Origin of the sequence: Altericroceibacterium xinjiangense, assembly GCF_003958635.1 — a bacterium.
GTDB classification, from domain to species: domain Bacteria; phylum Pseudomonadota; class Alphaproteobacteria; order Sphingomonadales; family Sphingomonadaceae; genus Altericroceibacterium_A; species Altericroceibacterium_A xinjiangense.
Window position 1 is genome coordinate 46,022 of the sequence record NZ_RSEK01000011.1, and the last position, 25,266, is coordinate 71,287.

Consider the following 25,266-nt stretch of genomic DNA (forward strand, 5'->3'; position numbering starts at 1 on the left):
GGATCAGCGCAAGTCCGGCGCAGTCGCCTCCGCCTTCAGCAGGGCGATGGCCTCGTCCAGCGGCAGGACCTTCTGCTGCTGTTCGCCGAGCGTGCGCAGGGCGACGGTGCCTTCCTCCGCCTCCCGCTTGCCGACCACAAGCAGCTGCGGGACCTTTTTCAGCGAGTGCTCGCGCACCTTGTAGTTGATCTTTTCGTTCCGCAGGTCCGCTTCCACCCGGATTCCGGCGGCGGCGAGGCGCGTGGCGACATCGCGGGCGTAATCGTCCGCATCCGACACGATCGTCGCCACCACGGCCTGCACCGGGGTGAGCCAGAGCGGCAGCTTGCCGGCGAAGTGTTCGATCAGGATGCCGATGAACCGTTCGTAGGAGCCGAAGATCGCGCGGTGGAGCATCACCGGGCGGTGGCGTTCCCCATCCTCGGCGATGTAGCTGGCGTCGAGCCGTTCGGGCAGCACGCGATCGGACTGGATCGTGCCGACCTGCCAGGTGCGGCCGATCGCGTCGGTCAGGTGCCATTCCAGCTTGGGGGCGTAGAACGCACCTTCGCCGGGCAGTTCCTCCCACCCGTATTCCTCGGTGGCGAGGCCGGCTTCCTGCACCGCGTTGCGCAGTTCCGCTTCGGCCTGATCCCACATCTCGTCGCTGCCGAACCGCTTTTCAGGCCGCAGGGCGAGCTTGATCTGGTAGGTGAAGCCGAAGTCCTTGTAGACCCGGTCGGCCAGTTCGCAGAACTTGCGGACTTCGGCGACGATCTGGTCTTCGCGGCAGAAGATGTGGGCATCGTCCTGCGTGAACTGGCGCACGCGCATCAGGCCGTGGAGCGCGCCGTGCGGCTCGTTCCGGTGGCAGCAGCCGTTCTCGTAGATGCGCAGCGGCAAGTCGCGATAGGACTTGATGCCCTGGCGGAAGATCAGCACGTGGGCCGGGCAATTCATCGGCTTCAGCGCCATCCAGTCCGCCTCACCCGAGACGATCGGCCCTTCCTCGTCGACGTTGGGCACTTCGTCGGGAATGACGAACATATTCTCGCGGTACTTGCCCCAGTGGCCGGACTGTTCCCACTGGCGGGCGTCCATGACTTGCGGGGTCTTGACCTCCCGGTAGCCGCCGAGGTCGATCCGGCGGCGCATGTAGGATTCCAGCTCCCGCCAGATGATGTAGCCCTTGGGGTGCCAGAACACGCTGCCGTGCGCTTCGGCCTGGAGGTGGAACAAATCCATTTCCTGGCCCAGCTTGCGGTGATCGCGCTTGGCGGCTTCTTCCAGCCGGACGAGGTATTCGTTCAGCTGCTTCTTGTTCAGCCAGCCGGTGCCGTAGACGCGGCTGAGCATCGCGTTCTTCTGGTCCCCGCGCCAATAGGCGCCGGAGACGCGCGTCAGCTTGAAAGCCTGCGGGTCGAGCTTGCCGGTGGAGGCAAGGTGCGGACCGCGGCACATGTCGAGCCATGCGTCTTCGGCGTCTTTTGGACCCGAACGATAGACCGTCAGCTCCTCGCCTTCCGGCAATTCGCCCGCCCATTCGGCCTTGAAGGTCTCGCCATGGTCCTTGAACCACGCCACCAGCTCGTCGCGCGTCCAGACTTCGCGCGTGAGGGCTTTGTCGGCCGCGATGATGTCCCGCATCTTCTGCTCGATCAGCGGCAGGTCGTCTTCGGTGAACGGGCCGTGCGCGCCGGGGGCGAAATCGTAGTAGAACCCGTCCTCGGTCGCCGGGCCGAAGGTGATCTGCGTGTCGGGCCACAGCGCCTGCACCGCTTCGGCCAGAACGTGCGCGTAATCGTGCCGGACCAGTTCCAGTGCGTCCGCTTCATCGCGCGCGGTAATCAGGGCGAGTTGCGCGTCCCCTTCGAACGGGCGAGTGATGTCGCGCACTTCGCCGTCCACGCGCGCGGCGAGGGCGGCCTTGGCAAGCCCCGGACCGATCGCGGCGGCAATGTCGGCGGGAGTGGACCCGGCGGGCACTTCGCGCACCGATCCATCGGGAAGGCTGATCTTTACCAGTTCGTTCATTTGAAAATCATCTCTGAAGCTCTGCGCGCGCTTTGACAGAAAGCGGCGTCCTTCGGAAGGGCGGCATCGGAATTGTAAAGTGGGCTTCCCCGCATAAGGCGCAAGACTGTCAACTTCGCTTGACATGCAGCTGCGCTATGTAAAGGATGCTTTACACGAAGACAGGCTTCCTTGCCTCGTCACCGTGACTTCCGCTGGAGGAGAGAGCCAATGGCCCAGCCCGCTTACATGAAACGGTACGTCATCCGGATCGCCACCTTCATGCTGCTGTACATCGCAATCCTCGTCGGCGGCCTTACCATTGCCAGAACCGGTCTCCCGCAGTGGGCGGGTCTGCTGCTCGCGTTGGCCACGGCCGCTCCGATCTGCGGCGTCTTCTGGACGATCTTCAAGCTGATCGGTGAATGCGACGATGAGTACCAGCGGCTGCTGTTCACGAATCAGACCTTGCTTGCCACGGCCGCCACCCTCGTGATCGCGACTGTCTGGCAGTTCCTCACCGTCTACGATGTCATCGAGCAGGGGCCGCAGTGGATCGGGGTGGTCTGGCTCGCCTTTTTCGGAGTGAGCGGCGCCATTGTTCGACTGCGGGCGTGAAGAACCGTCTCAAGGTCCTGCGCGCGGAACGGGACTGGAGCCAGGCCGATCTGGCCGAGCGGATCGGCGTTTCGCGCCAGAGCGTGAACGCGATCGAGACCGGCAAGTACGATCCATCCCTGCCGCTGGCATTCCGCATCGCCGATCTGTTCGGCCTGAGGATCGAGGATGTTTTCCTGCGGGACTGAGTGTGTCCGCTTGCTGTCGGGCTTGCCCTTGGCTGCGCCGTGCTTCATCTGGTTACGGATGAAACCCGTTATCCATTCGATGCCCGACGGCCGCCGGATTGCGTTTCGGCATCATTCCGGGCCCCAGAACGCGAAACTTGGCCCGGCGCTGGTGTTCCTGCCGGGCTATATGTCGGACATGAGCGGGTCCAAGGCGACCGCGCTGTTCGACTGGGCCTGCGCCAACGGGCGCGAGTGCCTGCTGCTCGACTATTCCGGCTGCGGGGAAAGCTCCGGCGATTTTGCCGAAGGGACGCTCAGCCGCTGGCGCGACGAAGCGGTTTCGCTGATCGAGGCGCGGATCGCCGGGCCGGTGGTGCTGGTGGGATCGTCGATGGGCGGATGGCTGATGCTGCTGGTTGCCCGCGTGCTGGGCCCGCGGGTCAAGGGACTGGTCGGGATCGCCGCCGCGCCGGATTTCACCGACTGGGGCTTCTCGCCGGAAAAGAAAGCGCGGCTGGCCGCCGGGGAAACGGTTTACGAGGACAATCCCTACGGGCCGGAGCCGACCCCGACCCATGCCGGGTTCTGGACCGACGGCGAAGCCCAGCGGCAGCTGGAAGGCGTCGTCCCGTTCTATGGCCCGGTGCGGCTGCTCCACGGACAGGAGGACGACGTCGTGCCGCCTGAAATCAGCCTCCGTCTGGCGGCGACCTTGCGGTTGGGCGACGTGCAGGTGACCCTGGTCAAAGGCGGCGACCACCGGCTGTCCCGGGAAGGGGACGTCGCCCTTTTGCTGCAGACCGTGGCGGCGCTGGCCTGAATCCTGTGGTCCTGACTCTCGTGGTCCCGAATCGGCTCAGGCGCGTTTCCGTCACACGCATGGCTTGTCCGGCAAGGGCGCGGTACGGTCCTGCATCGATGGAGCAACAGGAGCAGTGATGATGGAGCTTTCGGTCCTCGACCTTGTGCCGGTGCGCGAAGGCAGCGGCGTTTCCGAGGCGCTGGAGGATGCCGGAAAGCTGGCCAAGGCTGCCGAAAACGCAGGATACAAGCGTTTCTGGGTGGCCGAGCACCATGGCAGCCCCGGGATCGCCGGCGGGGCGACTTCGGTCGTGCTGGCCCACATCGGCCATTGCACCTCCACCATCCGCATCGGGTCGGGCGGAGTGATGCTGCCCAATCACAACCCGTTCGTGATCGCGGAGCAGTTCGGCACGCTGGACAGCCTTTTTCCGGGGCGGATCGACCTTGGTCTGGGGCGCGCGCCGGGGGCGGCGGGCATCCTTGCCCAGGCACTGCGCAAGGACTTGCACCGCGCGGCCGAATTCTTCCCGCAGGACGTGGTCGAGCTGCGCGCGCTGCTGACCGGCGACATCGACTTGCCGATCCGGGCCACGCCCGGCCTTGGCGCGGACATTCAGCTGTGGATGCTGGGGTCGAGCTTGTTCGGCGCGCAGCTCGCCGCCCGGCTGGGCCTGCCCTATGCCTTCGCCAGCCATTTCGCGCCCGATCATCTCGACGCGGCGCTGACGACGTACCGCCAGCAGTTCCAGCCGTCGGACGCGCTGGACAAGCCGCACGTGATGGCGGCGATGACGGTGATTTGCGCGGATGACGACCGCGAGGCCGAAACGCTCGCGTCGTCTCAGGACCGGTCGTTCGTCGCCTTGCGCAGCGGCGATCCGGGCAAGCTGCCGCCGCCGGTGCCGGATTACCGCGCCAGCCTGCCCCACGGGGCCCAGGCGATGCTGGAACGCTTGTCCGTCGCCCGCGCGGTCGGCTCCGTGCAAACGGTGCGGGAGCGGATCGGGCGGTTTGTCGACCGGACGCAGGCGGACGAAATCGTCGTTTCGGGCGCGACTTACGATCCGGCGGCGCGGCGCCGCTCGCTGGAACTGACGATGGAGGCAATTCGCGCGGGTTGATCCGCGCGGGGGAAGCAATTCGCGCGGGTTGATCCGCGCGGAGGAAACGCGATCCGGGCGGAATGACCGGGACATGAGGAACGAGGCGGGCCGCCGGGCCATTGGTCCGGACAGGCACCCGAATGAGGAGAAGGCAGGAATGGCGACCCCGAAGGACGGCATGGCGCCGCCCCAGAACGAGCGCGCGAACGACAGCGCGCTGGCAAACGAACTCGCCCGGCGGATCGAGGGATCGATCCTTCCCGGCGAAGCGCCGCCGCCCGAGGGCCATCTTGCCGAAGTGGCCGAATTCCTGCTGGAAGCCGCGCGGCACCGGCAACGCGGGCATGCCTCCATCCTGATGCGTTCGGGCCAGTTGCAGACCGAAAGCGGACCGAAGCGCCAGACGCGGATCGCCGTGGTCAACGACGACATGCCGTTTTTGGTCGATTCAGTCGCCTCCACGGTCGCGGCCGCGGGGCTTGATATCGATCAGCTGGTCCATCCGATCGTCCCTGTCCGGCGCGATGCCTCTGGCCAGATCGTGGGCATTTCCGCCGAGGGCGGGGATTCGCTGCGCGAGTCGATGCTCTATCTGGAAACCGCGCGAGTCGATGCGCGCGAACGGCGGGCGCTGGAGCATGCGCTGGGCGTCACCATTGCCGACGTGCGGGCCGCGGTCGGCGACTGGCCGAAAATGCAGATCGCGCTGCTGGAAGATGTCGGGCGGGTGTTCGACGAGGAAGGCGGCGCGCTGCTGCGCTGGCTGGCGGAAGGCAAGTTCACCCAGCTTGGCCATCTGACTCGCCGACGCGATGGCACGGTTATCAACCCGCTTGGCATTTGCCGTGAAAGCGCGCGCGACCTGCTGGCGGAAGAAAGCTATCGCCGCGCCTTTGCGTGGTTCGCCAAGGAGGAGGAGCCGCGCTACCACGCGCCGCTGATCATCAAGGCGAACCTGATCGCCAACGTTCACCGCCGCGCCCCGCTCGATCTGCTGATCGTGCCGGTGGTGGAGCAGGGCGAACTGGTCGCGCTGTCGATCCATGCCGGCTTGTGGACCAGCGCGGCGCTGGCCGCCCCGCCCCAGTCCGTGCCCCTGCTGCGCAAGGAGCTGAAGGGGATGATGGACCAGCTCGGCTTCGATCCGACGAGCCATGACGGAAAATCGCTGATCCATGCGCTGACGGCGCTGCCGCACGACTTGATCATCGGGTTTTCGGAAGCGGACATCCTCCGGATCACGACGACGATGATGAGCTTGTCGGATCGCCCGCGCGCCCGGCTGGCGCTGGTCGCCGCGCCGCTGCAGCGGCACTTGTTCGCCTTCGTCTGGCTGCCGCGCGACATGCTGTCCACCAGCACGCGGCTGCAGATCCAGAGCCTGCTGGAAAAGCAGACCGGCGCCGATACGCTCGCCTGGAGCCTGGCGGTAGAAGGCGGCAACCTGGCGATGCTGCGCTATGTGATCGACATTCGCGACCATCCGGTGGAGCCGGACGAGGAAGCCATCGACCGGCAGCTGCAGGACATGCTGCGCGGCTGGGGGGATGCGGTTGAGCGGGAATTGTCCGGCGACATGGACGCGGGCCGCGCGGCCGCGATTTCCGCCCGCTTTGCCGAGGCGTTTCCCCCATCCTACCGCACCAGTTACGGCGCGGAGCAGGCGGCCCATGACATCGAGCGTATACGGCGGTTGAGCGCCGGGGAGCAGGATCGTCCGCTGGGCCGCGACGTGCGCTTGTGCCGGCTGGACCGCGATGCCCCGGGGGACCTGCGGCTGCGGGTGTTCCAGCTGGGCGGCGTGCTGCCGCTGTCGGACGCGGTGCCCGCGCTGGAGAACTTCGGCTTTCGCGTCATGTCGGAAATGCCGATCGAACTGGCCGGCGACATCGGGACGATCCACGATTTCCGCGTCTCCCTGCCCGCAGGCGACGACACCGCGCCGGTGTTGGCACGCTCCGAAGCGATCGAGGAAGCGATTGCGGGCGTGCTCAACGGCCTGGCCGAGGACGACGTGTTCAACCGGTTGGTGATCGGCACCGCGCTGGAAGCGACCGAGGCGAACTGGCTGCGCGCGTTCTACCGCTATCTGCGCCAGGCCGGGATAGGCTTTACCATCTACACCGTGGTCGATGCGCTGCGCTGCGCTCCCGACGTGACCCGGGGCCTGATCGAACTGATCAAGGCGCGGCACGATCCTTCGCTTGGCGGCGAACGCGAGCAAGCGGCCAGCCAGGCGCTGACGATGATCAACCAGGGACTGCAGGGTGTCGCGGCGATCAACGATGATCGCCTGCTGCGGCTTTACCGCGACACCATCTGCGCCATGCTGCGGACCAACGCCTTCAGTACGGCGGCGGGTGAGGCGCTGGCGTTCAAGTTCGATTCCTCGCAGGTTCCGGGATTGCCCAAGCCGATCCCCTGGCGGGATATCTTCGTCTATTCGCGCCGGGTGGAAGGCATTCACTTGCGCGCCGGCCCGGTGGCGCGCGGGGGCCTCCGCTGGTCCGACCGGCGCGACGATTTCCGCACCGAAGTGCTTGGCCTGATGAAGGCGCAGCGCGTTAAGAACGCGATCATCGTGCCGACAGGCGCCAAGGGCGGGTTCTATCCCAAGCAGCTGCCCGATCCGGCCAGCGACCGCGAGGCCTGGGCGGCCGAGGGACGCGCGGCGTACGAAATCTTCATCCGCAGCCTGCTATCGCTGACCGACAACAGCATCGACGGCAAGGTGATCCACCCGGACGGCGTGGTGATCCGCGACGGCGACGATCCCTATTTCGTGGTCGCGGCCGACAAGGGCACCGCCACGTTCTCCGACGTCGCCAATGCCTTGGCGGAAGAGCGGGACTTCTGGCTGGGCGATGCCTTCGCCAGCGGCGGGTCCAAGGGATACGACCACAAGGCGATGGGGATCACCGCCAAGGGCGCGTGGATTTCCGTCCAGCGGCATTTCCTGGAAATGGGCGTCGACGTGCAGAGCGAGCCCGTGCGCGTGGCCGGCTGCGGCGACATGTCGGGCGACGTGTTCGGCAACGGAATGCTGCTGAGCCGGGCGATCAAGCTGGTGGCCGCGTTCGATCACCGGCACGTGTTCATCGATCCCGATCCCGATCCGGCCGCCAGCTTCGCCGAGCGCCAGCGCTTGTTCGATCTGCCGCGGTCGAGCTGGGCGGATTACGACCCCGCGCTGATCAGCCGGGGCGGCGGAGTGTTCCCGCGCACGATGAAGCAGATTCCGCTGTCGCAGGAAGCCCGGGCCGCGCTGGGCATCGACGCGGAGGAATTGGACCCCGACACGCTGATCGCCCACATCCTGAAAAGCCCGGTCGACTTGCTGTGGTTCGGCGGGATCGGCACGTATGTGAAGTCGGACGCGGAAAACAACGTCCAGGTCGGCGACCCGGCGAACGATGCGCTGCGGGTGAACGGGGAAGACCTGCGCGCCAAGGTGATCGGCGAAGGTGCGAACCTGGCGGTGACGCAGGCGGGGCGGATCGAGTTTGCGCTGAACGGCGGGCGGATCAACACCGACTTCATCGACAATTCGGCCGGGGTCGATTGTTCGGACAACGAGGTCAACATCAAGATCGCCCTTGCCGGAGCAAAGCGCGCCGGAGACCTGACGGAAGAAGGCCGGGTCGAGCTCCTGGCCGAAATGACGGACGACGTGTCCGAGCTGGTGCAGGAGGACAACCGTCTTCAGGCGCTCGCCTTGTCGATCGCGCAGATCGGCGGCGCGACGGCGGTCGCTTCGCAAAGCCGCCTCATCGAAACGCTGGAGGATCTTGGCGACCTTGACCGGCGGACCGAGGGACTGGCCGAGGCCGAGACGCTCGCCCGCCGGGCCGCCGATGGGGAGGGGCTGACGCGGCCCGAACTGGCCGTCCTGCTGTCGAACGCCAAGATCGTGCTGCAGGACGCGGTCGAGGGAAGCCGACTGGCTGAGGATTCGGCGCTGGAGCGGTACTTGCTGTCCGATTTCCCGAGACCGATGCAGTACGGGTTCCCCGAGCAGATCCTCCACCATCCGCTACGGCGGGAAATCATCGCCACCGTGGTGGCGAACCGGATGGTCAACCGCATGGGGCTGGTCCATCCGTTCGAACTGGCCGAGGAGGAAGGGACCAGCCTCGAATCCGTGGCCGCCGCGTTCGTTTCGGCTGAAAAGCTGTTCGGGTTCGATCAGGTGTGGGACGTGCTCGACACTGCGCCGGTGCCCGAACTTACGCGGCCCCTGCTGTTCGAGCAGGCCGCGATGGCAATGCGGGGCCATTTGGCCGACTTGCTGCGCGCGGGCGCCGGACTGGCGCCTCCCTCGGTGATCGAGAGCGAGCTCGCCGAAGGCGTGAACGAACTGAGCGGGCAAGTGGACGAGCTGCTGGCGGAAGAAGGACGCAGGCACGCGCTGCGGATTGCCGAGGACCTGACCCAGCAAGGCACGCCGCCGGAGATTGCGCAAATGGTGGCGCGGTTGTTCGCGCTCGACGGGCTGGCGGGGCTGGCCCGGCTGGCACGCGATACCGGCATCTCCCCGGTCACGATCACCCACGCCTTCGTCAATCTTGGGGAACGGCTGGGGTTGTACTGGGCACAGTCGAAGGCGGCGGTGATGAACCCGTCCGATCCGTGGGAGCGGCTGCTGGTGGCGGGCCTTGCCCGCGATTTCCAGCAGATGCGGTTCGATTTCCTGCGGCGCATGGCGCCTCAGGAAGGCGGGGCCGATCCGATCGCAATGGTTGACCGGTGGGCCGAAGGGCATGAGGACGCGATCCGCCACTTCCGCGGGATGATCGGCCGGGCGCAGAGCGCATCGCCTGTCGCCCCGGCGATGCTGGCCCAGATTGCCAGCCAGGCGCGCAACCTGTTACAGCGGTAGCCGCATGACCGCGCCCGATACCGATCTCTCGCCCGAAGCCGATGTTTCGCCGGAAGCCGATGTCCTGATTGTCGGCACCGGTCACGGCGGGGCGCAGGCGGCAATCGCCTTGCGCCAGCAGGGGTACGACGGTTCGATCCTGATGGTCGGCCGCGACCGCGAATTGCCATATGAGCGGCCGCCGTTGTCCAAGGAGTACCTCACCGGCGACAAGCCGTTCGAGCGGCTGCTGATCCGGCCCGAGGCGTTCTGGACTGAGCGGGCGATCGGGCTGAAGCTCGGCTCCAGCGTTGTGCGGGTCGATCCCGCGGCCAAGCAGGCGAGCCTCGCAGGCGGGAGGACCGTCGGCTACGGCACGCTCATCTGGGCTGCGGGCGGCGATCCGCGCCGCTTGTCCTGTCCGGGGGCGGACCTTGGCGGCATCCATGCGGTGCGGGACAAGGCCGATGTCGACCGCCTGCTGGCCGAACTCGATGCGGGTGCACGCCGGGTGGCGGTGATCGGCGGCGGGTATATTGGGCTGGAAGCCGCGGCCGCGCTGATCAAGCGCGATTGCGCGGTCACGGTGATCGAGGCGCAGGATCGCGTGCTCTCCCGCGTGGCGGGGGAGGACTTGTCCTGCTTCTTTGAGGACGAACACCGCCGCCATGGGGTGGATATCCGGCTGGACAGCGAGGTCGAGGCGATCGAGGGCGAGCAGACCGTGCGCGGGGTGCGGCTGGCCGGCGGGGAAATGATCCCGGCCGATCTGGTGGTGACCGGGATCGGCATCGTCCCCGCCATCGGACCGCTGATCGCGGCCGGCGCCGCAGGCGCGAACGGGGTCGACATCGACGAGTACTGCCGCACGAGCCTGCCCAAGGTCTATGCCATCGGGGACTGCGCCGCCCACGCCAGCCCCTATGCCGATGGCGCGGTGGTCCGGATCGAGAGCGTCCAGAACGCCCACGATATGGCCAAGACTGCGGCGAGGGCGATTTGCGGGGAGCCTGAGCCCTACGCAGCGATCCCGTGGTTCTGGTCCAACCAGTACGACCTGAAGCTGCAGACGGTCGGGCTTTCCACCGGCCACGACACCACCGTGCTGCGCGGCGATCCGGCCGCACGGCGGTTTTCGGTCATGTACCTCAAGGGCGGACGCGTGATCGCGCTCGACTGCGTCAACATGGTCAAGGACTATGTGCAGGGCCGCGCCTTGATCGAGGCGCGCGCGGTAATCGATCCGCAGCGCCTGCTCGACGCCGAGACCCCGCTCAAGGCGATGCTGTAAGCCGTCCCCCGGCAAGCTTCCCGAGCGCCCAGCCGGCGGCTTCGGCCACGACGGGATCGGGATCGGCGGCAAGTGCCCGGACCTGTTCGATCAAGGCCGGGTTGCCGCTGTTACCGGCCGCGATCAGGCAATTGCGCACGAAACGGTCCCGCCCGATCCGCTTGATCGGGGAGCCGGAGAACAGCTGCCGGAAGGCCGCATCGTCGAGCGTGAGCAGGCGGGAAAGCTCCGGCCCGGTCAATTCCTCACGCGGGGCGAAGGCCTTGTGGCGGGCTGCCGTGCTGGCAAAGCTGTTCCACGGGCAGACCGCCAGACAATCGTCGCAGCCGTAGATCCGGTTGCCGATCGCTTCCCGGAATTCATGCGGGATCGGCCCTTTGTGCTCGATGGTGAGATAGGACACGCACCGCCGCGCATCGAGCCGGTACGGCGCGGGAAACGCGTTCGTCGGGCAGGCATCCTGGCACGCGCTGCACGATCCGCAGCGGTTCGCGTGCGGCGGATCGGGATCGAACGGCAAGGTGGTGTAGATCGCGCCCAGGAACAGCCAGTTGCCGTGGGCCCGGCTGACCATGTTGGTGTGCTTGCCCTGCCAGCCGATCCCGGCGGCTTCGCCCAGCGGCTTTTCCATGACCGGGGCGGTGTCGACAAACACCTTCAGCGCGGCTTCGGCCCCGATCCGCTTCGCTTCATCCACCAGCCAGCGGGCGAGCGCCTTCAGCGCCTTCTTGACCACGTCGTGATAATCACGCCCTTGCGCATAGACCGAGATGCGCGCCTTTTCCGGGTCTCCCACCAGCGCCAGCGGATCGGCATCGGGGGCGTAGCTCATGCCCAGAGCAATCACGCTGTTCGCTTCCGGCCACATGCTTTGCGGGCCCTTGCGCACGTCGGCGCGGGCTTCCATCCAGTCCATCTCGCCGTGAAAGCCCGCCTCGATCCATTCCTGCAAACGGCGCGCGCGCACGGGATCGTCCGTGGCCGGCGCAAAGCCGATCGCGGCAAAGCCCAGCTCATGGGCTTTTTCGACCAAACGCTCCTTCAGGTCCGCGATGGACCTGTGGCCGGAGGAGGCGGAACTGTTAGAGTGCACGGAAAGCCGGTAACAAAGGGTCGGTTGCTCCTGTTGTGCAACGGGCCTGTAACAGCGGCCATGAACGGGGGATTAGACATAGCTGAAGATCCGGCCCGTGGCTCCTGTCCGCTAGCAGTGGAGGCGCAGGGGCTTGTCAAGCGCTTCGACGGCACGTTGGCGGTGGACGGGGTCGATCTCGCCGTGCCGGAAGGTTCGATCTACGGCGTGCTCGGCCCGAACGGCGCGGGCAAGACCACGACCTTGCGCATGCTGCTGGGCATCATAGAGCCTGACGCGGGAACGCGCCGCGTGCTCGGCCATCCGCACCCGCACGAAATCGCCCGCCAGATCGGCTATCTGCCCGAGGAGCGCGGGCTCTATCCGGCGATGAAGGCGTATGAGGCAATTGCCTTCATGGGCTCCTTGCGCGGGCTTGGCTTGCGCGAAGGCCGCCGCCGGGGCCGCGAATTGATGGAACGGCACGGGCTGGGATACGCGGCGGAGCGGCAGATCCGCCAGCTGTCCAAGGGCATGGCGCAGACCATGCAGCTGCTCGGCACGCTGGTACACGAACCCAAGCTGGTGGTGCTGGATGAGCCGTTTTCCGGACTCGACGCGATCAACCAGGGCAAGCTGGAAACCCTGATCCGCTCGCTTGCGGCCAATGGGGCGACCGTGCTCTTCTCCACCCACGTCATCGCCCACGCGGAACGCTTGTGTGAGCAAATCGCGATCATCGCCGGGGGCAAAGTGCCGTACGCCGGCAGCGTCGATGCCGCGCGTGACCGGATCCCGGCGCAAGTCCGCCTCGAAACCGAAAGGCAAGACGGTCTCTGGCGCGCCGCGTTGCCGCCCGACACTCGAAGCGAAGGGAACGTCTGGTCCTTTCCCTTGCCCGAAGGCGGGGTCGAGCCGCTGCTGCGCGCGCTGATCGAAGGCGATGCCGGAATCCGCTCCCTCTCGATCGAGCGCGCCGGGCTGCACGATGCCTTCGTGTCGATTGCGGGCGAAGCGGCAGCCCGGGCGCTTGAGCAGGAGAATCGTCCGTGAAATGGCGCCCGGGATCCGCGGCGCAGGGCCGGCTTTCCGGATGGCAGGCGGCGCTGGTTGTCGCCCGGCGCGATCTGGCCTCGATCCTGTTCAGCCGCGCTTTCCTGTTTTTCCTCGCCGGCCCATTGTTTCCGGTGATCGTCGGGCTTCTGGCAGGAACCCTCGGGCAGCAGATCGACGCGGGACGCGCCGAAAGCCGGATCGGGATCGCGATGAGCGCCCCGGACACGGAAGCCATGCTGGCCGCGCGCGGTGTGCTGGCGGCAAAGCTCGGCCGCGCGGTGCCGGGAATGGTCGCACTGGAAGGAGTAGGACCGGACGGGGCGTTCGATGCCGCGGCGGCTTTGCGGCGCGATGAGGGTGATCTGGCCGCGATCGTCGGCGGCACGCCGGACGCGCCGGTGCTCACGGCTACACCGGAACGGATCGCCCGCTGGCAGGGGCTCATCAGTCTGACCGCCGCGACCGCGACGGAACGCACGCCCACCGCGTTCCCCCCGGTTCGCCCGGTCGAGGTCGCCAGCAGCGGGGCGAGCGTGAAGCAGGCCCGGATGATCACCGCGCAGGCCGGGCAGGCGCTTCTGTTCCTGCTGATCATGCTGCTGGCCGGGATGGTGCTGTCAAACCTCGTGGAGGAAAAGGGCAACAAGATCATCGAGATCCTGGCCGCTGCAATCCCGATGGATGCCGTGTTCCTTGGCAAGCTGTTCGCGATGCTGGGGGTCTCGCTGGTCGGGCTGACGGTGTGGGGCAGCGTGGCCGCGCTCGTGCTGCCGCTGGCGGGATTCTCGCTGTCCGGCTTGCCGGCGCCAGGCGTGGGGTGGCCGTTGTTCCTTGCGCTGGGCGTGGTCTATTTCGCGACCGGATACTTGCTGGTCGGCTCGATCTTCCTTGCGATCGGTTCGCTCGCGTCGACGGTGCGTGAGGTGCAGACGCTGTCGATGCCGGTGACGATGGGGCAGGTGCTGATCTTCTTCCTCGGGTCCTATGCCGCCGCCCATCCGGGGGAACCCGCCGAACTGGCCGCAATCGCCTTTCCGCTGAGCAGTCCGTTCACGATGATTGCCCGCGCGGCGCAGGATGAAGCGGTGTGGCCGCATCTTGCGGCGATTGCCTGGCAGGGACTGTGGGTGGCGATCTTCGTCCGGGCGGGGGCGGCGATGTTCCGCAGCCGGGTGATGAAATCCGGTGCGCAGGGCGGCAGCGGGCGCTTTCTGCGGTGGCGCCGCCGGGGGTCGGAACCCGGGGCCGACACCGCTATTGTTCAGGAAAGGTTGTAGTTGGCTGACTTATAGAGGCTGCATGATCAATCGATTCGCATCCCGTCGTCAAACCCTTGGCTTTTTCGGCATCGGTGTTTCGGCGCTTGTGCTGGCCGCCTGCGGCGCGCCTGCGACCGCCGCTTCGTACAAGGTTTCGTTTACCGAGGATCAGTGGCGCAAGCGGTTGACGCCGGAGCAGTACCAGATCCTGAGGAAGGAAGGGACCGAGCGGCCGTACACCTCTCCGCTGAACAAGGAAAAGCGCACCGGCACCTACGCGTGCGCCGGGTGCGACAACGCGCTGTTTGCGTCGAAGACCAAGTTTGAAAGCGGCACCGGCTGGCCCAGCTTCTATGCTCCGCTGGCGGGCGGGGTCGGCACGTCGCGCGATTTCAAGATCGGCTATCCCCGCACCGAGGTCCATTGCGCGGACTGCGGCGGCCATCTTGGGCACGTGTTCGAGGACGGCCCGAAGCCCACCGGCTTGCGCTATTGCATGAACGGAGCGGCGATGAAGTTCCGCCCGGCCTGAGGTTACGGGGAACTGCTGCCGCTCCCCCTCATTGTTTCTCCGGGATGTAAAAAGGAGAAACCCATGAAAAAAGCCGCTCTGATTGCCGCGCTTCTCGCCAGCTTCGGTACGTCCGGTTGCGCCGCCTTGCTTGGTGCCAGTGCCGGTGCCGCTGCTGTTGCCTGCACGGCCGACGATGTGAACTGCCCGCCGACGCAAGCTGCTCAGGAAGTCGACCAAGCTCTGTAAGAGGTTTCTGGTTCCGCTGCCCGCCTGATCGAATACAGCCCAGCCGTTTGGATCTTGGTGCGGGCGGCGGGACTCGAACCCGCACGATCAAGGATCAGAAGATTTTAAGTCTACTGACCGCCGGTTCCACATGGTTCCGCGGCAAGCTTAAGAGTCTGAAAAGTAGACGCTTGCGTGCCTCGACCGCCGCCGCGGTGTTCCGGGAATGCCCGTTTGATTCCGGGCACGATTATACATGATTTACACTGGTTCGGGGCGCCGAGCCATGCGGCCTACGGTAGGTCAGAGGCTGCGAGTTCATCCGCGCCCGCCCTTTGCCCTAGCTCCGCAAGTACGGTCGATCCTCGGTCCCTTGCTGGGGCGGCGAGGGAGTCCTATCCTTCACCGCATAGGGTACTCACTCACCGGCGCGACATGTATGCAAGCTAAAGTTGCGAACAGGCCAGATCCGTGCTGTCCCCGCGCGCATTTGCGTTAGTTGGACCCAGCAGAGCTTAGCTCGGCTTTTTGTGTCCATGGCTGATCAGTGCGCTTGATCGCCATTGGGCCAGAGTAGGGAGTGCACAGTTCTCGTGCATCCGCGGGCGAGCCTTCCAGCCACTGCGATACGCTGTCACTTGGTAGGACCACAGGCATGTGATCGTGAATGCCATCCATTGCCAGGCAAGCCTCGGTCATCACCATGGAATAAGCAGGCCCCCACTCCTCGGTAGGGCGCCAGATGCCTGCAATGGCGAACACCGGCTGGTCCGGCAGGCTGAGCCACGTCCGCGTTTTCTTACCCTTTGGTCCCTCGGCCTCGGCGAAAGCGCTGAGCGGGATCAGGCAGCGTCTGGAAGCAAAGCTCGTTCGCCAGAAGCTGCTGTCCAGCTTATCTGCTCGAGTATTGTTGACCGGCTTCAGCGTGAGCTGTTGGCCCTGCTTGCCTTTCAGGGCCAGCGGGAAACCCCATACCATCGAACGCAGTTCACCCCCAGCGATCACCAGTCCAGGATAGCCGGGGTAGACTTCCGCCGGTGTGTTCGCGCCGACGCTGCTGACTGCCTCGCACAGGCGCCCCACTTCCGCGGTCGATTGATCAAGTCGGTAGAGATTGCACATCTCACAAGATTACTATCCCCTGCATGTGAGCGCGAGCCAAGAACGCTACCCGCGAGGCAAAGGTTGGGATGGACATGGCTTGATCAATCGCACCTCGGAGCGGGTGCCTGCAAGAAAGGCAGCGGCCCAATCAATGCTCAGCGTCTTCACGCCCCCCCAAGTGCCTAAGTGTGGGTGGGAAGCGAATATTCAGCCGACCAGCACCGGTCGGCGACTCCGCGCCTTCATTCCTGCCGCCCACCCTCGTGCGGTGGTCCCAAGACCTGCCACTCATTCGAAAAAATATGCCCGACATACAACAATCGGGGCTGGGTTCAGCCACTCCAATCATCTTTGGCGAGATTGAGGCGCGGCTCCTTGTTGAGAAGGGACAGACTCTTGGCACGTCCCGCATCAGAATGCGCACAGCGTTCGTCGAGCATTACCTTTTCGACAGATCGTCTCGCGCGGCTTTATAGGAACGAAGCAAGACGGTGCCGGTCATACGCGGCACCAATCCAATTTGGGGGCGTTTGATGGACGAGGGCGTTGTTTCCGAGGTGTCGCTTTGGCCGCTCGATGCGAAATATCACCTCGTGGGCGAGCAGGATACTGAAGCTGTTATCCACATTGGTCCGGGCATATCGACACTGGTCGGACCTAACGGCAGCGGGAAGACACGGGCGCTGCGGTCGATACAATCGACATTGGCGACGAGTTGGATCGCAATCCACAGTCGCAAGGTCCACTTTCTTTCGGCAGGACGCAGCAGTCCGTTTGAAACCTATCGGGCGAGAGCGGATCGGCCCAATTGGATAGACGAACGCGACGCTGCGATCGGCGATTCCAGCTTTCTGAAGCAATGGGAGGATTATGAAAGCGTCACGGGCGACTTGATAGTCTTGGACAGTCGACCGGATCTCAAGCTGAAAGTCGAAGCACGTCTGCAGCAATTGTTCGACCGGAGCGTACGGCTGAAGTGGACGCGAAGGGGATGGCCATCAGGATCACCTCTGTCAAAGGCGGTGACGGTTACGCAGCGAATTACAAAGCAAGTGGAATCCTCCAACTCGTCGCTCTGCTCTCAGCGATTCACAATGACGACATCGGCGCACTGCTGATTAATGAGCCCGAAATCTCGCTCCATCCGCAGCACCAAGCTTTCCTGCTCGAGGAGATGGAGCAGGTTGCGGGGGACCCGAGCGATCCCAAGAAGAAACTGATCGTCATAGCGACGCATTCGGCCTCGATGCTGCCGCTGCGGCGCATCGACGAGCTGCCAAAGATCGTCTTCTTCACTTCAGTGCGGCAGGCGCCTGCCCAGGTCTCGCCCGATGCGGACATTCTGAAGCGCGCCAAGCTCGCTGCCCTGGTCGCGCGCCTCGGTACGACGCACCTCAACGCGATGTTCGCCGAGCATATCCTTCTCGTCGAAGGTCCGAGCGACGAGATGATCGCCTCGCAGCTGGCGAGGAAGCTCAGCTTGCGTCTACTCGCACGCAACGCTCAGATATTGCCGGTCACCGGCAAGGGCGAATTCATCGAGGCCGCCAAGCTGTTTCGCCTGATGAGCAAGCGCGTTTCCTTGCTCGCCGATCTCGACGCTTTGGCGGACGACCGCGCTCTAGTCTGCCATTTCAGTGAGCTGCCCGAGGCCACCGCGATCGCCCACAGGCTCGGACGCAAGAACCTCGCTGACCTCGATCACGATCTACGTGACGCTCTTTCGACCTTCATGTCCGGCTACAATACAGAGATCGATGCCGCGGCCGAGACCTATCCTGACTGGTTGAGCAAAGAATCGAGCGCCCTTGCCAAGCGGCGAGTAACGCTTGCGCGCGTACTCTCAGATCCAGAGAGCTTCGGAGGCGATGCGGCGCGCAAAGCTTCCAGCCTCCGCACCCAATACGAGGTCCTACTAAACGCCTTGGCCGAGCTCGGATGCTTCTTTCTGCGCCGTGGAGCGATAGAGAATTATTATGACGCACCGGGGAGTGGCGGAATTGGAAAGCCAGATCGCGCGGCGATCGAGGCCGCGGGGTTTGACGCGAAAGAGGGCGAAAAGCTCTTGGAGCAATATACCGACCTTTGCGTCGCACTACGGCATGCCGCGCCCAACCAGCTGGTGGACGAGGATCAGCTGCTGCGCATGAAACTGGGGGCTATCCTGACGCCAGTGCTCCTCGGCATGAAGGCCGAAAGCAGCAACGCCCAGCTCCATGCCCTCGCTAGGAACACAATCGGAAATGACGCGGAAGTGTTCAAACTCGTCAATATGTCTACGCCGAAAGAATTGCGAATCGAGGTCGATTTTGCATCGCCGCTTCTCAATCGGAGCACCTTCCCGTTCGAGATCGGCCGGGCAGATAATCCGACTGCGATCGTGCCAGTAGTGTTGCCGGGCACTTCTCGGGACACCTAACGCCACGGCATCAAAGTGCCAGTCTCCATATCGCCAGGGCAGAAGGCAGCTTCCTGCGGCTACGCCCATGAAAGCGGCCTGACAGAAAGCGGCCCAAGTCACGCCGTGAAGGGGGTGCGAGAAAATGACTGGCTCGGGGCACTACTCAGTGCGGTGGCTATGACTGAATCAATCGCTTGCCGACCGACCAATTCCCGCGCCGCCACCGAAATGGCAATTTTACACCGATGATGTTCCTGGTGCTCCAGGGTGTCCTCACAGCACCAGCTGCCGACGCGCGTCGATCACGCATAGGCTACTCGGATGACCCGCCACCTCCCAGCGCACGTTTGAGATTGAAGATCGCGTCCGCTGCATCGGTGCCGAGCTTCCTGGTGTTCCTGTCGAACTCCTCGACTATGGCAGGCGCGGTCAAGCCACTCAGTCCTTGCCTGACGAGTTCCTGATATTCCTGGCGATTGTCGGCGCGAGCAAACATCTGCGCGCGGAACTCGGTCAGGGCAGCTTCGAATTTCAGCCGATCCTTTAGGCTGAGATCGTCCCGTGCTTTTCCTAATGTCTGCTCGAACGCTGCCGCCGTGGAGCCGTCAATGACCGCAGGCCCGGTGCTGACAGTGGCGCAGCCCGCCAGCAGCGCGCTTCCCAGGAGGACTACCATTTTCCTCATCTACAGTTACCACCGGCTACCAGGGTTCATGGCAGTAAATGGCGCCGATTGCGGGGCGTTCCCCAATAGGCATGACAGGGCGGCGCGGTGCTGAGCTTTCACCAACATGTAGCCTCGTTCGCCAATCGCTGTGACACCATGAGGCCGAATGTCGCGAAAGGGCGAAAGCCGGACACTCGCCTGGGCCGTAAACAACTCTGCTGGTATTAACGGGCAGCTCTGGGCTCAAGTATCAGAACGCGCCTGCTCAAAAGCCCGGAGGAACTCACGCTCCGTCAGAGCTCCTTCCACGAGCAAGGGTCCGATCAGATAACTCGGCGTCCCCTGCAGAACGAGGGCGAAGGCATCCAGACGATTAGCGGCGAGTTGATTCGCAATCGCTGGTCCATGGGTGAGTAAATCGGCTTCCACTTGCTCCCAATCGCCTCCTGCTCCTTCGACAGCATTGCGCAGAGCAGTGTCGTCCAAGGAAGGCGACTTCATCAGTTGGCGGTGGACGGAAGGGTAAATGCCCTGCCGGTGCGCGGCCAAAGCCACTGTTGCAGCTCGCTCGGAGCGCTCGCCAAGAATAGGCCAGTCCTTATAAACGACCCGAACATTCCCGTCACGAGCAACGGCGCGCCGTAGTGCAGGGTCTGCTTTCCTGCACGCTGAGCACTGGTAGTCTGTGAACATTACAACAGTGAGGTTCCCGTTGCCTCGCACGGTCTCGGGCGATCCCTGGTCCTCCAGTATGCGAGCAGCCGAGGCGGATTCGGCCGCATTCCGACCCAGTGGGCGCGTGTTCTGGAGGAGGTAGGAAGCAATCGCGCTGAGCAGGATGAGCGCGACCAAGGGAAGCAGTTGCCGGCGGGTCATCCACGTTCTCTACTGCGTGCCTAGAGAACGTGCGAGAGCCATAGCATCTCTGAGCCTAAGCCCAACGGCGAAGAAGCCCGATGTCCAGCCGAACAGGAGTGAAGCGACAACGACCGCGGGCACGAAAACCAGATAAGGCGGAAGGCAAGGTTCGTGATCGATCGGCTGGAGAGCCCCAACTGAACCAGCCGAACGCGACCAGCGCGGTGAGAGCATACCGTGCAAATGGAGAGCCCACGCAACGGACGCAGGCACTGTAGCAGCTCACCAAGATGTTGGGCAAACCACGGCAGCGCCAAGGATGTTACCGCCGGCGCGCTTTCAGGCTGGTGCCGTGGCGATACGGCGTAAGCAGCGCTGGTTCGGGAGGGCCGTGAGCTGGTGACCCCTTCACAAACCTGGAGCCGCTGAATGGTAAGTAGTTGCACAGGCTGCCTAATTACCACTATCGGGCCTACAGTGTTGCTTCGAGTTGGGACTTCTCTCGGGCTCCTCCAAGTGGGCGATTTCAAGGAACGGCGAGTTCGAGGATCTTTGGTTTTCAGCAACACCATCGTCTCCATCGCAGGTTCGCCTCTGCTCAAATTGCAGACTAAGCGGCTCATGACATTGACGAGCTGGCTGATCGGCTTGGACGCGAATCGATTGTGAAGACGCCAGGCGCCCGAGGCGGATGTTCGGGGCAGACTAGCTCGGAGGAATAAGTGCGACACTGGAGTGCCATGCCGCTGAAGGCGTCGGCTCAAGAGCGGGCCGAAGGAAGAGGCTGTCATAGCTCTCCCGAAGCGGTGTTGGAGATGCACAGCTTCCTTGAAGGAACGAGTGACTGCGTCTTCCTCCTCGGCAGGGACTGGCGCTTCACCTATCTGAACCGGCGCGCGATCTATGAGATTGCCGACGGCGAAGACCTGCTCGGCCAGGTTATTTGGGACGTCTTCAGCGACGCGCGGGGAACTTCATTCGAAGAGAACTACCGGCGAGCGATGGAATACCGGGTGCAAGTGGGCTTTGAGAGCTACTTTGCCCCCCTCCATGCCTGGTATGAGGTTAACGCTTCCCCCCTCAAGGGCGGTGGCCTCGGGGTGTGGTTTCGCAACATCAACAAGCGAAAGGAAACCTCAGATGCCCTCATAGCAGCCGAAGAACGTTTCCGACTGGCGGCACGAGCAACTCAGAACATCATTTACGACTGGAACATCACCTCTGATGTAATCCTGTGGAACGAGGCTCCCAACGAGCGGCTAGGCAATCCTGCCGCAGAACTGGCCACGAACCTTACCTGGTGGCTCGTGCGCGTTCATCCTGACGATCGCGAGCGTACTAGCAATGAACTCCAACGGGTCCTGAAGGGTGCCGAGGAGCGGTTCGTTTGTGAATATCGATTCCTCAAGACCGACGGCTCCTATGCCGACGTTCTTGAGCGAGGCTTCGTCAGACGCGACGAAGATGGGTTCGCCGTTCGGATGGTCGGTGTGCTCCAGGACAACACCAGCCGCAACAAAACCCACCGGGACCTGCAGCAACGGGAGGCGCATCTCTCCGCGGTGTTTGGCCAAGCGATGGTGGGTATCTTGCACCGGCGGCTCGACGGTGAGCTGCTAATGATTAACTCCCGCTACTGCGAGATTCTAGGTCGCTCCGAGGAGGATCTGCGGCATCTCGAGATTGCGGCCTACACTCACCCAGATGACCTCCGCTGGAACGACCCGAACCACTACGAGCGCATCAAGTCTGGTGAGCCTGTCCAGACTGAGAAACGTTATGTTCGCCCAGACGGCAGCATCGTGTGGTGCGAGGTGCACGTCTCATGCGTCCCTGATGCAGATGGACAGCCGGCCAGCGTCGTTGTCATTGCGACGGACATCTCGGCCAGGAAACAGGTAGAGCAGGAACTCACCCGGAGCGAGGCTCTGAACAGCAGCATCCTGAACTCCAGCCCTGACTGCATCAAACTTGTCGAACCGGATGGCACGATCCTCTATGTGAATCCGCTAGGGCCACAGGCGTTGGAGATTGAGGATGCCGCGTCATTGCTGGGGGCGTGCTGGTTTGATCTCCTGCCCTCAGAAGTCGCGGAAAGAGCAAGGGTTGCAATCGCCAAGTGCCTCAAAGGTGGGGCAGAGCATTTTTTGGCAGAAGTCCCGACCGCAAGGGGCAATAGTAAGTGGTTCGACATCGTCGCTACTCCTGTGCGATTGTCTCAAGATCGGGAGCGCGTCCTGCTCATCGCACGAGACATCACCACGCTGAAAGCGGCCGAACAGGCACTAAGCGAGAGCGAGGCCCTTTACCGGAGTGTGCTGGAGACAAGCGCCGATTGCATCAAGATTATCGATCTTGAAGGTCGCATTCAGCTGATGAACGCACCGGGCCTGAAGGCAATGGAACTTGAATGCATTGAGATGGTTCGGGGCGCGAACTGGGCCGAGTTATGGCCTGATGAGGGGCGGACGAGTGTCAGAGCTGCGATGGAGCAAGCTTGTTCGGGTAAACTCGCTCGCTTCAGCGCCTTTTGCCCGACTGCTCTGGGGAATCCCAAGTGGTGGGATGTCGTCGTCACGCCGATGTGTAATGAGAATGAGCAGGTCACCAGCCTTCTGTCGATTTCCCGCGACGTCACTGCCCAGCATGAGGCTTCCGCAAAGCTCGAGTGGGCAGGCAAGCACGATCCGCTGACCGAGCTTCCAAACCGACGTGCTTTCCAGGCACATCTGGAAGCGGTGAGCAAGAAGGCAAGGGAAACCGGCGGAACGGTAGGGCTGCTGCTGATCGATCTCGATCACTTCAAGCATGTGAACGATACGCTGGGCCATGCTGCGGGTGATCACCTGCTGAAGGAGGCCGGGAGACGGCTCAGAGAATCCGTGCGAAAGGGCGACTTCGTGGCCCGGCTCGGCGGAGACGAGTTCGCGATCGTCCTGGAAGGAAGTAGTCCGCTCGATCTGGCTGGCGTGGGCAATTCGATCCTCTCGCGGCTCCATCGTCCGGTAGCGTTCGAGCACCGCTCGATCAGCACTGGAGCAAGCATCGGTGCGGCCATGTTGCCCGAGGATGCGAACAGCGCAACTGAGCTATTCAACCACGCGGATATTGCCCTCTACGCCCTGAAGCAAAGCGGGCGCGGCGGGACGAAGACCTTCGAGCAGCAGATGCGGGACCAAATCCAGGTTGTATCTGCCCAGCTCAGCCTCGCGCGGACCGCAGTCACTGAACAGTCGGTCGAACCCCACTATCAGCCGAAGATCGACCTCAGAACCGGAGAAATCATCGGGTTTGAGGCACTCCTGCGCTGGCATCACCCATCGCGTGGGCTTCAAACACCGGATACAGTTGCCGAGGCATTCAAAAACTACGAGCTCGCTTCGAAGATCGGCGATTTGATGCAGCAGCGGGTGTTTCAAGACCTGCGCACTTGGCTCGATCAAAAGCTTCTGGTTCAACGAGTCGCGCTCAATGTCGCGCCGGTTGAGTTTGTCCGCGACGACTTTGCAGAGCGGCTGCTTGCACGGTTGGAGGACCACAGTATCCCCCCCTCCTTGGTGGAGATCGAAATAACAGAGCAAGTTTTCTTTGAACGAGGCGCTGACTACGTCCGCCGCGCGCTGGAGCTACTGAACTGGGCCGGCGTCCGAATTGCTCTCGACGACTTCGGCACCGGCTACTCTTCATTAACGCACCTGCGGGACTTCCCGGTGGACGTGGTTAAGATCGACCGCTCGTTTGTCGACAAGATGCCCTCTGATCCAGAGACTGCTGCGATCGTCTCTGCCGTCATCGGCCTGGCGAGAAGCCTCAAGATCGAGGTCGTCGCAGAAGGTGTCGAGACTGACCAGCAGAAGCATTCATTAGTCGAGAAAGGGTGTGCACTGGGACAGGGCTATCTCTTTGGCCGTGCGGTGCCTGCAGACGAGGTGCGGCGGCTTTTGAGATCTTCGGCAGTAGGGCACGGGCTACGGTGCGTTTGAGCTTCGGCTCCCATGGCGAAAGAGCGTCTCGGGGACCACGTTTCGGCGAGCGCGGAAGTTCAACAGTGCCCCATTGCCGCCTCGAAAATGCAAGGGAGTCGAGTTCCAGCACACCGGCGTATCGGCGCGATCCTAGTCGGTCGGGTGTTTCCGTCCTACGACTTCAATGTTTTCGTGATCAGATGCATCGCTACTGCTGCAATTCGCGATAAACCGAAGCTCGGCCGATCCCGAGCTGCTTGGCGATCTCGGTCGCTCCGATACCTTCCGCTTTCAGGGTTCGCACTGCGGCCACGTTAACTGATGGCTTGCGCCCTTTGTAGACGCCGGCAGCCTTCGCCCGCTCGATGCCCTCACGTTGCCGCTCACGGCGTATGTCAGCTTCGAATTCCGCAATCGATGCGAGCATGCCCAGCAGCAGCTTCCCGGTGCTTGAAGACGTGTCCAAGCCCGCTTGCTGAATGCAGAGGAACGACACGCCCTTATCAGCCAGCTGCTTCACAATCGTGTGCAGATCACCGGCGGAACGGGTCAAACGATCCAACCGGGTCACGACCAGCGTGTCGCCCTCCCGCACATATGAGAGGGCTTCGGAAAGTTCGATCCGTTTCTCCCGGCTGGTTCCGCTGCGCTTCTCGGCAAAAACCTTTTCGCAACCAGCTGCCCGGAAGGCATTGAGTTGAACGTCCAGCGACTGACCAGCCGAGCTCACCCGACCATAGCCCACCAACATCTGCAGCTCCTGTCTCAATAAGTTCTAGATGTAGACACCATGCTGTCTCGAAACATCGGCGTTAACCCTAGGCCGTGTTGACAAAAGGGATTCTCAATCCCGCCTCGTTCTGATTCAAGACTGCTTTTCAAGGAGCGGTCATGGGTCGCGGGGACTTATCGGATGCGGAATGGGAACTGATCGGGCCACTTTTGCCGTCTGAGCGTGGTCGCTGGGCACGGCCAGCTGGCGATAACCGGCGCTTCCTCAACGGCATGCTGCACGTGTTGCGGGTCGGTTGCCCCTGGCGCGACATGCATGAGCGCTATGGCAAGTGGAACTCGGTCTATGTCCGGTTCCGGCGCTGGGCAGAACAGGGTGTCTGGGACGCGCTCCTACAAACGCTGGTCGATCTGGGCCTGACCGACGACTGGCAGCACATGATCGACAGCACCAGCGTTCGCGGCCACGTCTCGGCAGCGGGCGGAAAAGGGGGGCTTGTGCGAACGCTCTTGGTCGATCACGCGGCGGCTTTACGAGCAAGATCCACGCCCGCTGCGACAATCAGGGACTGCCTCT

The 25,266-nt window shown here is 63.6% G+C and carries 18 protein-coding genes and 1 pseudogene; 13 read left to right on the forward strand and 6 right to left on the reverse strand.

Going from position 1 to position 25,266, the window contains the following annotated elements; all coding sequences use genetic code 11:
* Positions 1–3: 3 nt before the first annotated feature.
* A complete protein-coding gene (gene thrS / locus ELY13_RS12175) occupies positions 4–2,013 on the reverse strand; it encodes a threonine--tRNA ligase (protein ID WP_126174198.1) in 2,010 nt (669 codons plus the stop codon).
* Positions 2,014–2,223: 210 nt separating this feature from the next.
* Between thrS and ELY13_RS12180 the strand changes: the two genes are divergently transcribed.
* The 6 genes from ELY13_RS12180 (at position 2,224) to ELY13_RS12205 (ending at position 10,836) form a co-directional block, all read left to right on the forward strand.
* Positions 2,224–2,610: a hypothetical protein gene (locus ELY13_RS12180; RefSeq protein WP_126174199.1), complete on the forward strand. Its 387-nt coding sequence runs from the start codon at positions 2,224–2,226 to the stop codon at positions 2,608–2,610.
* Complete coding sequence (locus ELY13_RS12185) at positions 2,607–2,798, forward strand: helix-turn-helix transcriptional regulator (RefSeq protein WP_126174200.1); 192 nt, start codon at positions 2,607–2,609, stop codon at positions 2,796–2,798. Before ELY13_RS12180 ends, ELY13_RS12185 begins: the two co-directional genes overlap by 4 nt.
* 58 nt (positions 2,799–2,856) lie before the next feature.
* Positions 2,857–3,600 (forward strand): alpha/beta hydrolase, encoded by a 744-nt coding sequence (locus tag ELY13_RS12190; protein WP_126174201.1) that lies wholly within the window; start codon positions 2,857–2,859, stop codon positions 3,598–3,600.
* A gap of 118 nt (positions 3,601–3,718) precedes the next feature.
* Complete coding sequence (locus ELY13_RS12195; RefSeq protein WP_126174202.1) at positions 3,719–4,705, forward strand: LLM class flavin-dependent oxidoreductase; 987 nt, start codon at positions 3,719–3,721, stop codon at positions 4,703–4,705.
* A 139-nt stretch (positions 4,706–4,844) separates the two neighbouring features.
* On the forward strand, positions 4,845–9,566 hold the full coding sequence (locus ELY13_RS12200) for an NAD-glutamate dehydrogenase (RefSeq protein WP_126174203.1): 4,722 nt from the start codon (positions 4,845–4,847) through the stop codon (positions 9,564–9,566).
* 4 nt (positions 9,567–9,570) lie between these two features.
* Positions 9,571–10,836 (forward strand): NAD(P)/FAD-dependent oxidoreductase, encoded by a 1,266-nt coding sequence (locus tag ELY13_RS12205; protein WP_126174204.1) that lies wholly within the window; start codon positions 9,571–9,573, stop codon positions 10,834–10,836.
* On the opposite strand, the gene queG is transcribed toward ELY13_RS12205, so the two are convergent.
* The gene (gene queG / locus ELY13_RS12210) at positions 10,820–11,869 is read right to left on the reverse strand and encodes a tRNA epoxyqueuosine(34) reductase QueG (RefSeq protein WP_241233692.1); all 1,050 of its coding nucleotides are present in this window, start codon (positions 11,867–11,869) and stop codon (positions 10,820–10,822) included. The genes ELY13_RS12205 and queG overlap by 17 nt on opposite strands.
* Positions 11,870–11,989: 120 nt before the next feature.
* On the opposite strand from queG, the gene ELY13_RS12215 reads away from it, so the two are divergent.
* The 4 genes from ELY13_RS12215 (at position 11,990) to ELY13_RS15025 (ending at position 14,983) form a co-directional block, all read left to right on the forward strand.
* On the forward strand, positions 11,990–12,961 hold the full coding sequence (locus tag ELY13_RS12215; RefSeq protein ID WP_126174205.1) for an ABC transporter ATP-binding protein: 972 nt from the start codon (positions 11,990–11,992) through the stop codon (positions 12,959–12,961).
* Positions 12,958–14,241 carry an ABC transporter permease gene (locus tag ELY13_RS12220; protein WP_126174206.1) on the forward strand — a complete coding sequence of 428 codons (1,284 nt, stop codon included), beginning with the start codon at positions 12,958–12,960 and terminating at the stop codon, positions 14,239–14,241. Before ELY13_RS12215 ends, ELY13_RS12220 begins: the two co-directional genes overlap by 4 nt.
* A 22-nt stretch (positions 14,242–14,263) precedes the next feature.
* The gene (gene msrB, locus ELY13_RS12225; RefSeq protein ID WP_126174207.1) at positions 14,264–14,755 is read left to right on the forward strand and encodes a peptide-methionine (R)-S-oxide reductase MsrB; all 492 of its coding nucleotides are present in this window, start codon (positions 14,264–14,266) and stop codon (positions 14,753–14,755) included.
* Positions 14,756–14,818: 63 nt separating this feature from the next.
* The gene (locus ELY13_RS15025) at positions 14,819–14,983 is read left to right on the forward strand and encodes a hypothetical protein (RefSeq protein ID WP_164549793.1); all 165 of its coding nucleotides are present in this window, start codon (positions 14,819–14,821) and stop codon (positions 14,981–14,983) included.
* A gap of 474 nt (positions 14,984–15,457) precedes the next feature.
* Here the strand turns inward: ELY13_RS15025 and ELY13_RS12235 are convergent, their stop codons facing one another.
* Positions 15,458–16,084 carry an SOS response-associated peptidase gene (locus ELY13_RS12235; RefSeq protein WP_126174208.1) on the reverse strand — a complete coding sequence of 209 codons (627 nt, stop codon included), beginning with the start codon at positions 16,082–16,084 and terminating at the stop codon, positions 15,458–15,460.
* A gap of 973 nt (positions 16,085–17,057) precedes the next feature.
* Here ELY13_RS12235 and ELY13_RS12240 point away from each other — a divergent pair.
* Positions 17,058–18,485, forward strand: coding sequence for an ATP-dependent nuclease (locus tag ELY13_RS12240; RefSeq protein ID WP_206436055.1), 1,428 nt, complete (start codon positions 17,058–17,060; stop codon positions 18,483–18,485).
* Between the two features lie 295 nt (positions 18,486–18,780).
* On the opposite strand, the gene ELY13_RS12245 is transcribed toward ELY13_RS12240, so the two are convergent.
* Positions 18,781–19,152, reverse strand: a complete 372-nt coding sequence (locus ELY13_RS12245) for a hypothetical protein (protein ID WP_126174209.1) — start codon at positions 19,150–19,152, stop codon at positions 18,781–18,783.
* A 225-nt stretch (positions 19,153–19,377) separates the two neighbouring features.
* Positions 19,378–20,010 (reverse strand): DsbA family protein, encoded by a 633-nt coding sequence (locus tag ELY13_RS12250; RefSeq protein ID WP_126174210.1) that lies wholly within the window; start codon positions 20,008–20,010, stop codon positions 19,378–19,380.
* Between the two features lie 722 nt (positions 20,011–20,732).
* On the opposite strand from ELY13_RS12250, the gene ELY13_RS12255 reads away from it, so the two are divergent.
* Positions 20,733–23,975: a sensor domain-containing protein gene (locus tag ELY13_RS12255; RefSeq protein ID WP_126174211.1), complete on the forward strand. Its 3,243-nt coding sequence runs from the start codon at positions 20,733–20,735 to the stop codon at positions 23,973–23,975.
* Between the two features lie 190 nt (positions 23,976–24,165).
* Here ELY13_RS12255 and ELY13_RS12260 read toward each other — a convergent pair whose 3' ends face one another.
* On the reverse strand, positions 24,166–24,708 hold the full coding sequence (locus ELY13_RS12260) for a recombinase family protein (RefSeq protein WP_126174212.1): 543 nt from the start codon (positions 24,706–24,708) through the stop codon (positions 24,166–24,168).
* Between the two features lie 140 nt (positions 24,709–24,848).
* Between ELY13_RS12260 and ELY13_RS12265 the strand changes: the two are divergent.
* A pseudogene (locus ELY13_RS12265) lies at positions 24,849–25,266 on the forward strand (IS5 family transposase); the annotation flags it as partial.

Excerpts from the sequence above, each read along its gene's own strand:
- msrB (WP_126174207.1), top strand. The coding sequence starts at position 14,264 with ATGATCAATCGATTCGCATCCCGTCGTCAAACCCTTGGCTTTTTCGGC.
- ELY13_RS12245 (WP_126174209.1), bottom strand. The coding sequence starts at position 19,152 with ATGAGGAAAATGGTAGTCCTCCTGGGAAGCGCGCTGCTGGCGGGCTGC.
- ELY13_RS12195 (WP_126174202.1), top strand. The coding sequence starts at position 3,719 with ATGATGGAGCTTTCGGTCCTCGACCTTGTGCCGGTGCGCGAAGGCAGC.
- ELY13_RS12240 (WP_206436055.1), top strand. The coding sequence starts at position 17,058 with ATGGCCATCAGGATCACCTCTGTCAAAGGCGGTGACGGTTACGCAGCG.
- ELY13_RS12260 (WP_126174212.1), bottom strand. The coding sequence starts at position 24,708 with ATGTTGGTGGGCTATGGTCGGGTGAGCTCGGCTGGTCAGTCGCTGGAC.
- ELY13_RS12255 (WP_126174211.1), top strand. The coding sequence starts at position 20,733 with ATGCCGCTGAAGGCGTCGGCTCAAGAGCGGGCCGAAGGAAGAGGCTGT.
- thrS (WP_126174198.1), bottom strand. The coding sequence starts at position 2,013 with ATGAACGAACTGGTAAAGATCAGCCTTCCCGATGGATCGGTGCGCGAA.
- ELY13_RS12200 (WP_126174203.1), top strand. The coding sequence starts at position 4,845 with ATGGCGACCCCGAAGGACGGCATGGCGCCGCCCCAGAACGAGCGCGCG.
- ELY13_RS12215 (WP_126174205.1), top strand. The coding sequence starts at position 11,990 with ATGAACGGGGGATTAGACATAGCTGAAGATCCGGCCCGTGGCTCCTGT.
- ELY13_RS12190 (WP_126174201.1), top strand. The coding sequence starts at position 2,857 with ATGAAACCCGTTATCCATTCGATGCCCGACGGCCGCCGGATTGCGTTT.
- ELY13_RS12250 (WP_126174210.1), bottom strand. The coding sequence starts at position 20,010 with ATGACCCGCCGGCAACTGCTTCCCTTGGTCGCGCTCATCCTGCTCAGC.
- ELY13_RS12205 (WP_126174204.1), top strand. The coding sequence starts at position 9,571 with ATGACCGCGCCCGATACCGATCTCTCGCCCGAAGCCGATGTTTCGCCG.
- ELY13_RS12235 (WP_126174208.1), bottom strand. The coding sequence starts at position 16,084 with ATGTGCAATCTCTACCGACTTGATCAATCGACCGCGGAAGTGGGGCGC.
- ELY13_RS12180 (WP_126174199.1), top strand. The coding sequence starts at position 2,224 with ATGGCCCAGCCCGCTTACATGAAACGGTACGTCATCCGGATCGCCACC.
- ELY13_RS15025 (WP_164549793.1), top strand. The coding sequence starts at position 14,819 with ATGAAAAAAGCCGCTCTGATTGCCGCGCTTCTCGCCAGCTTCGGTACG.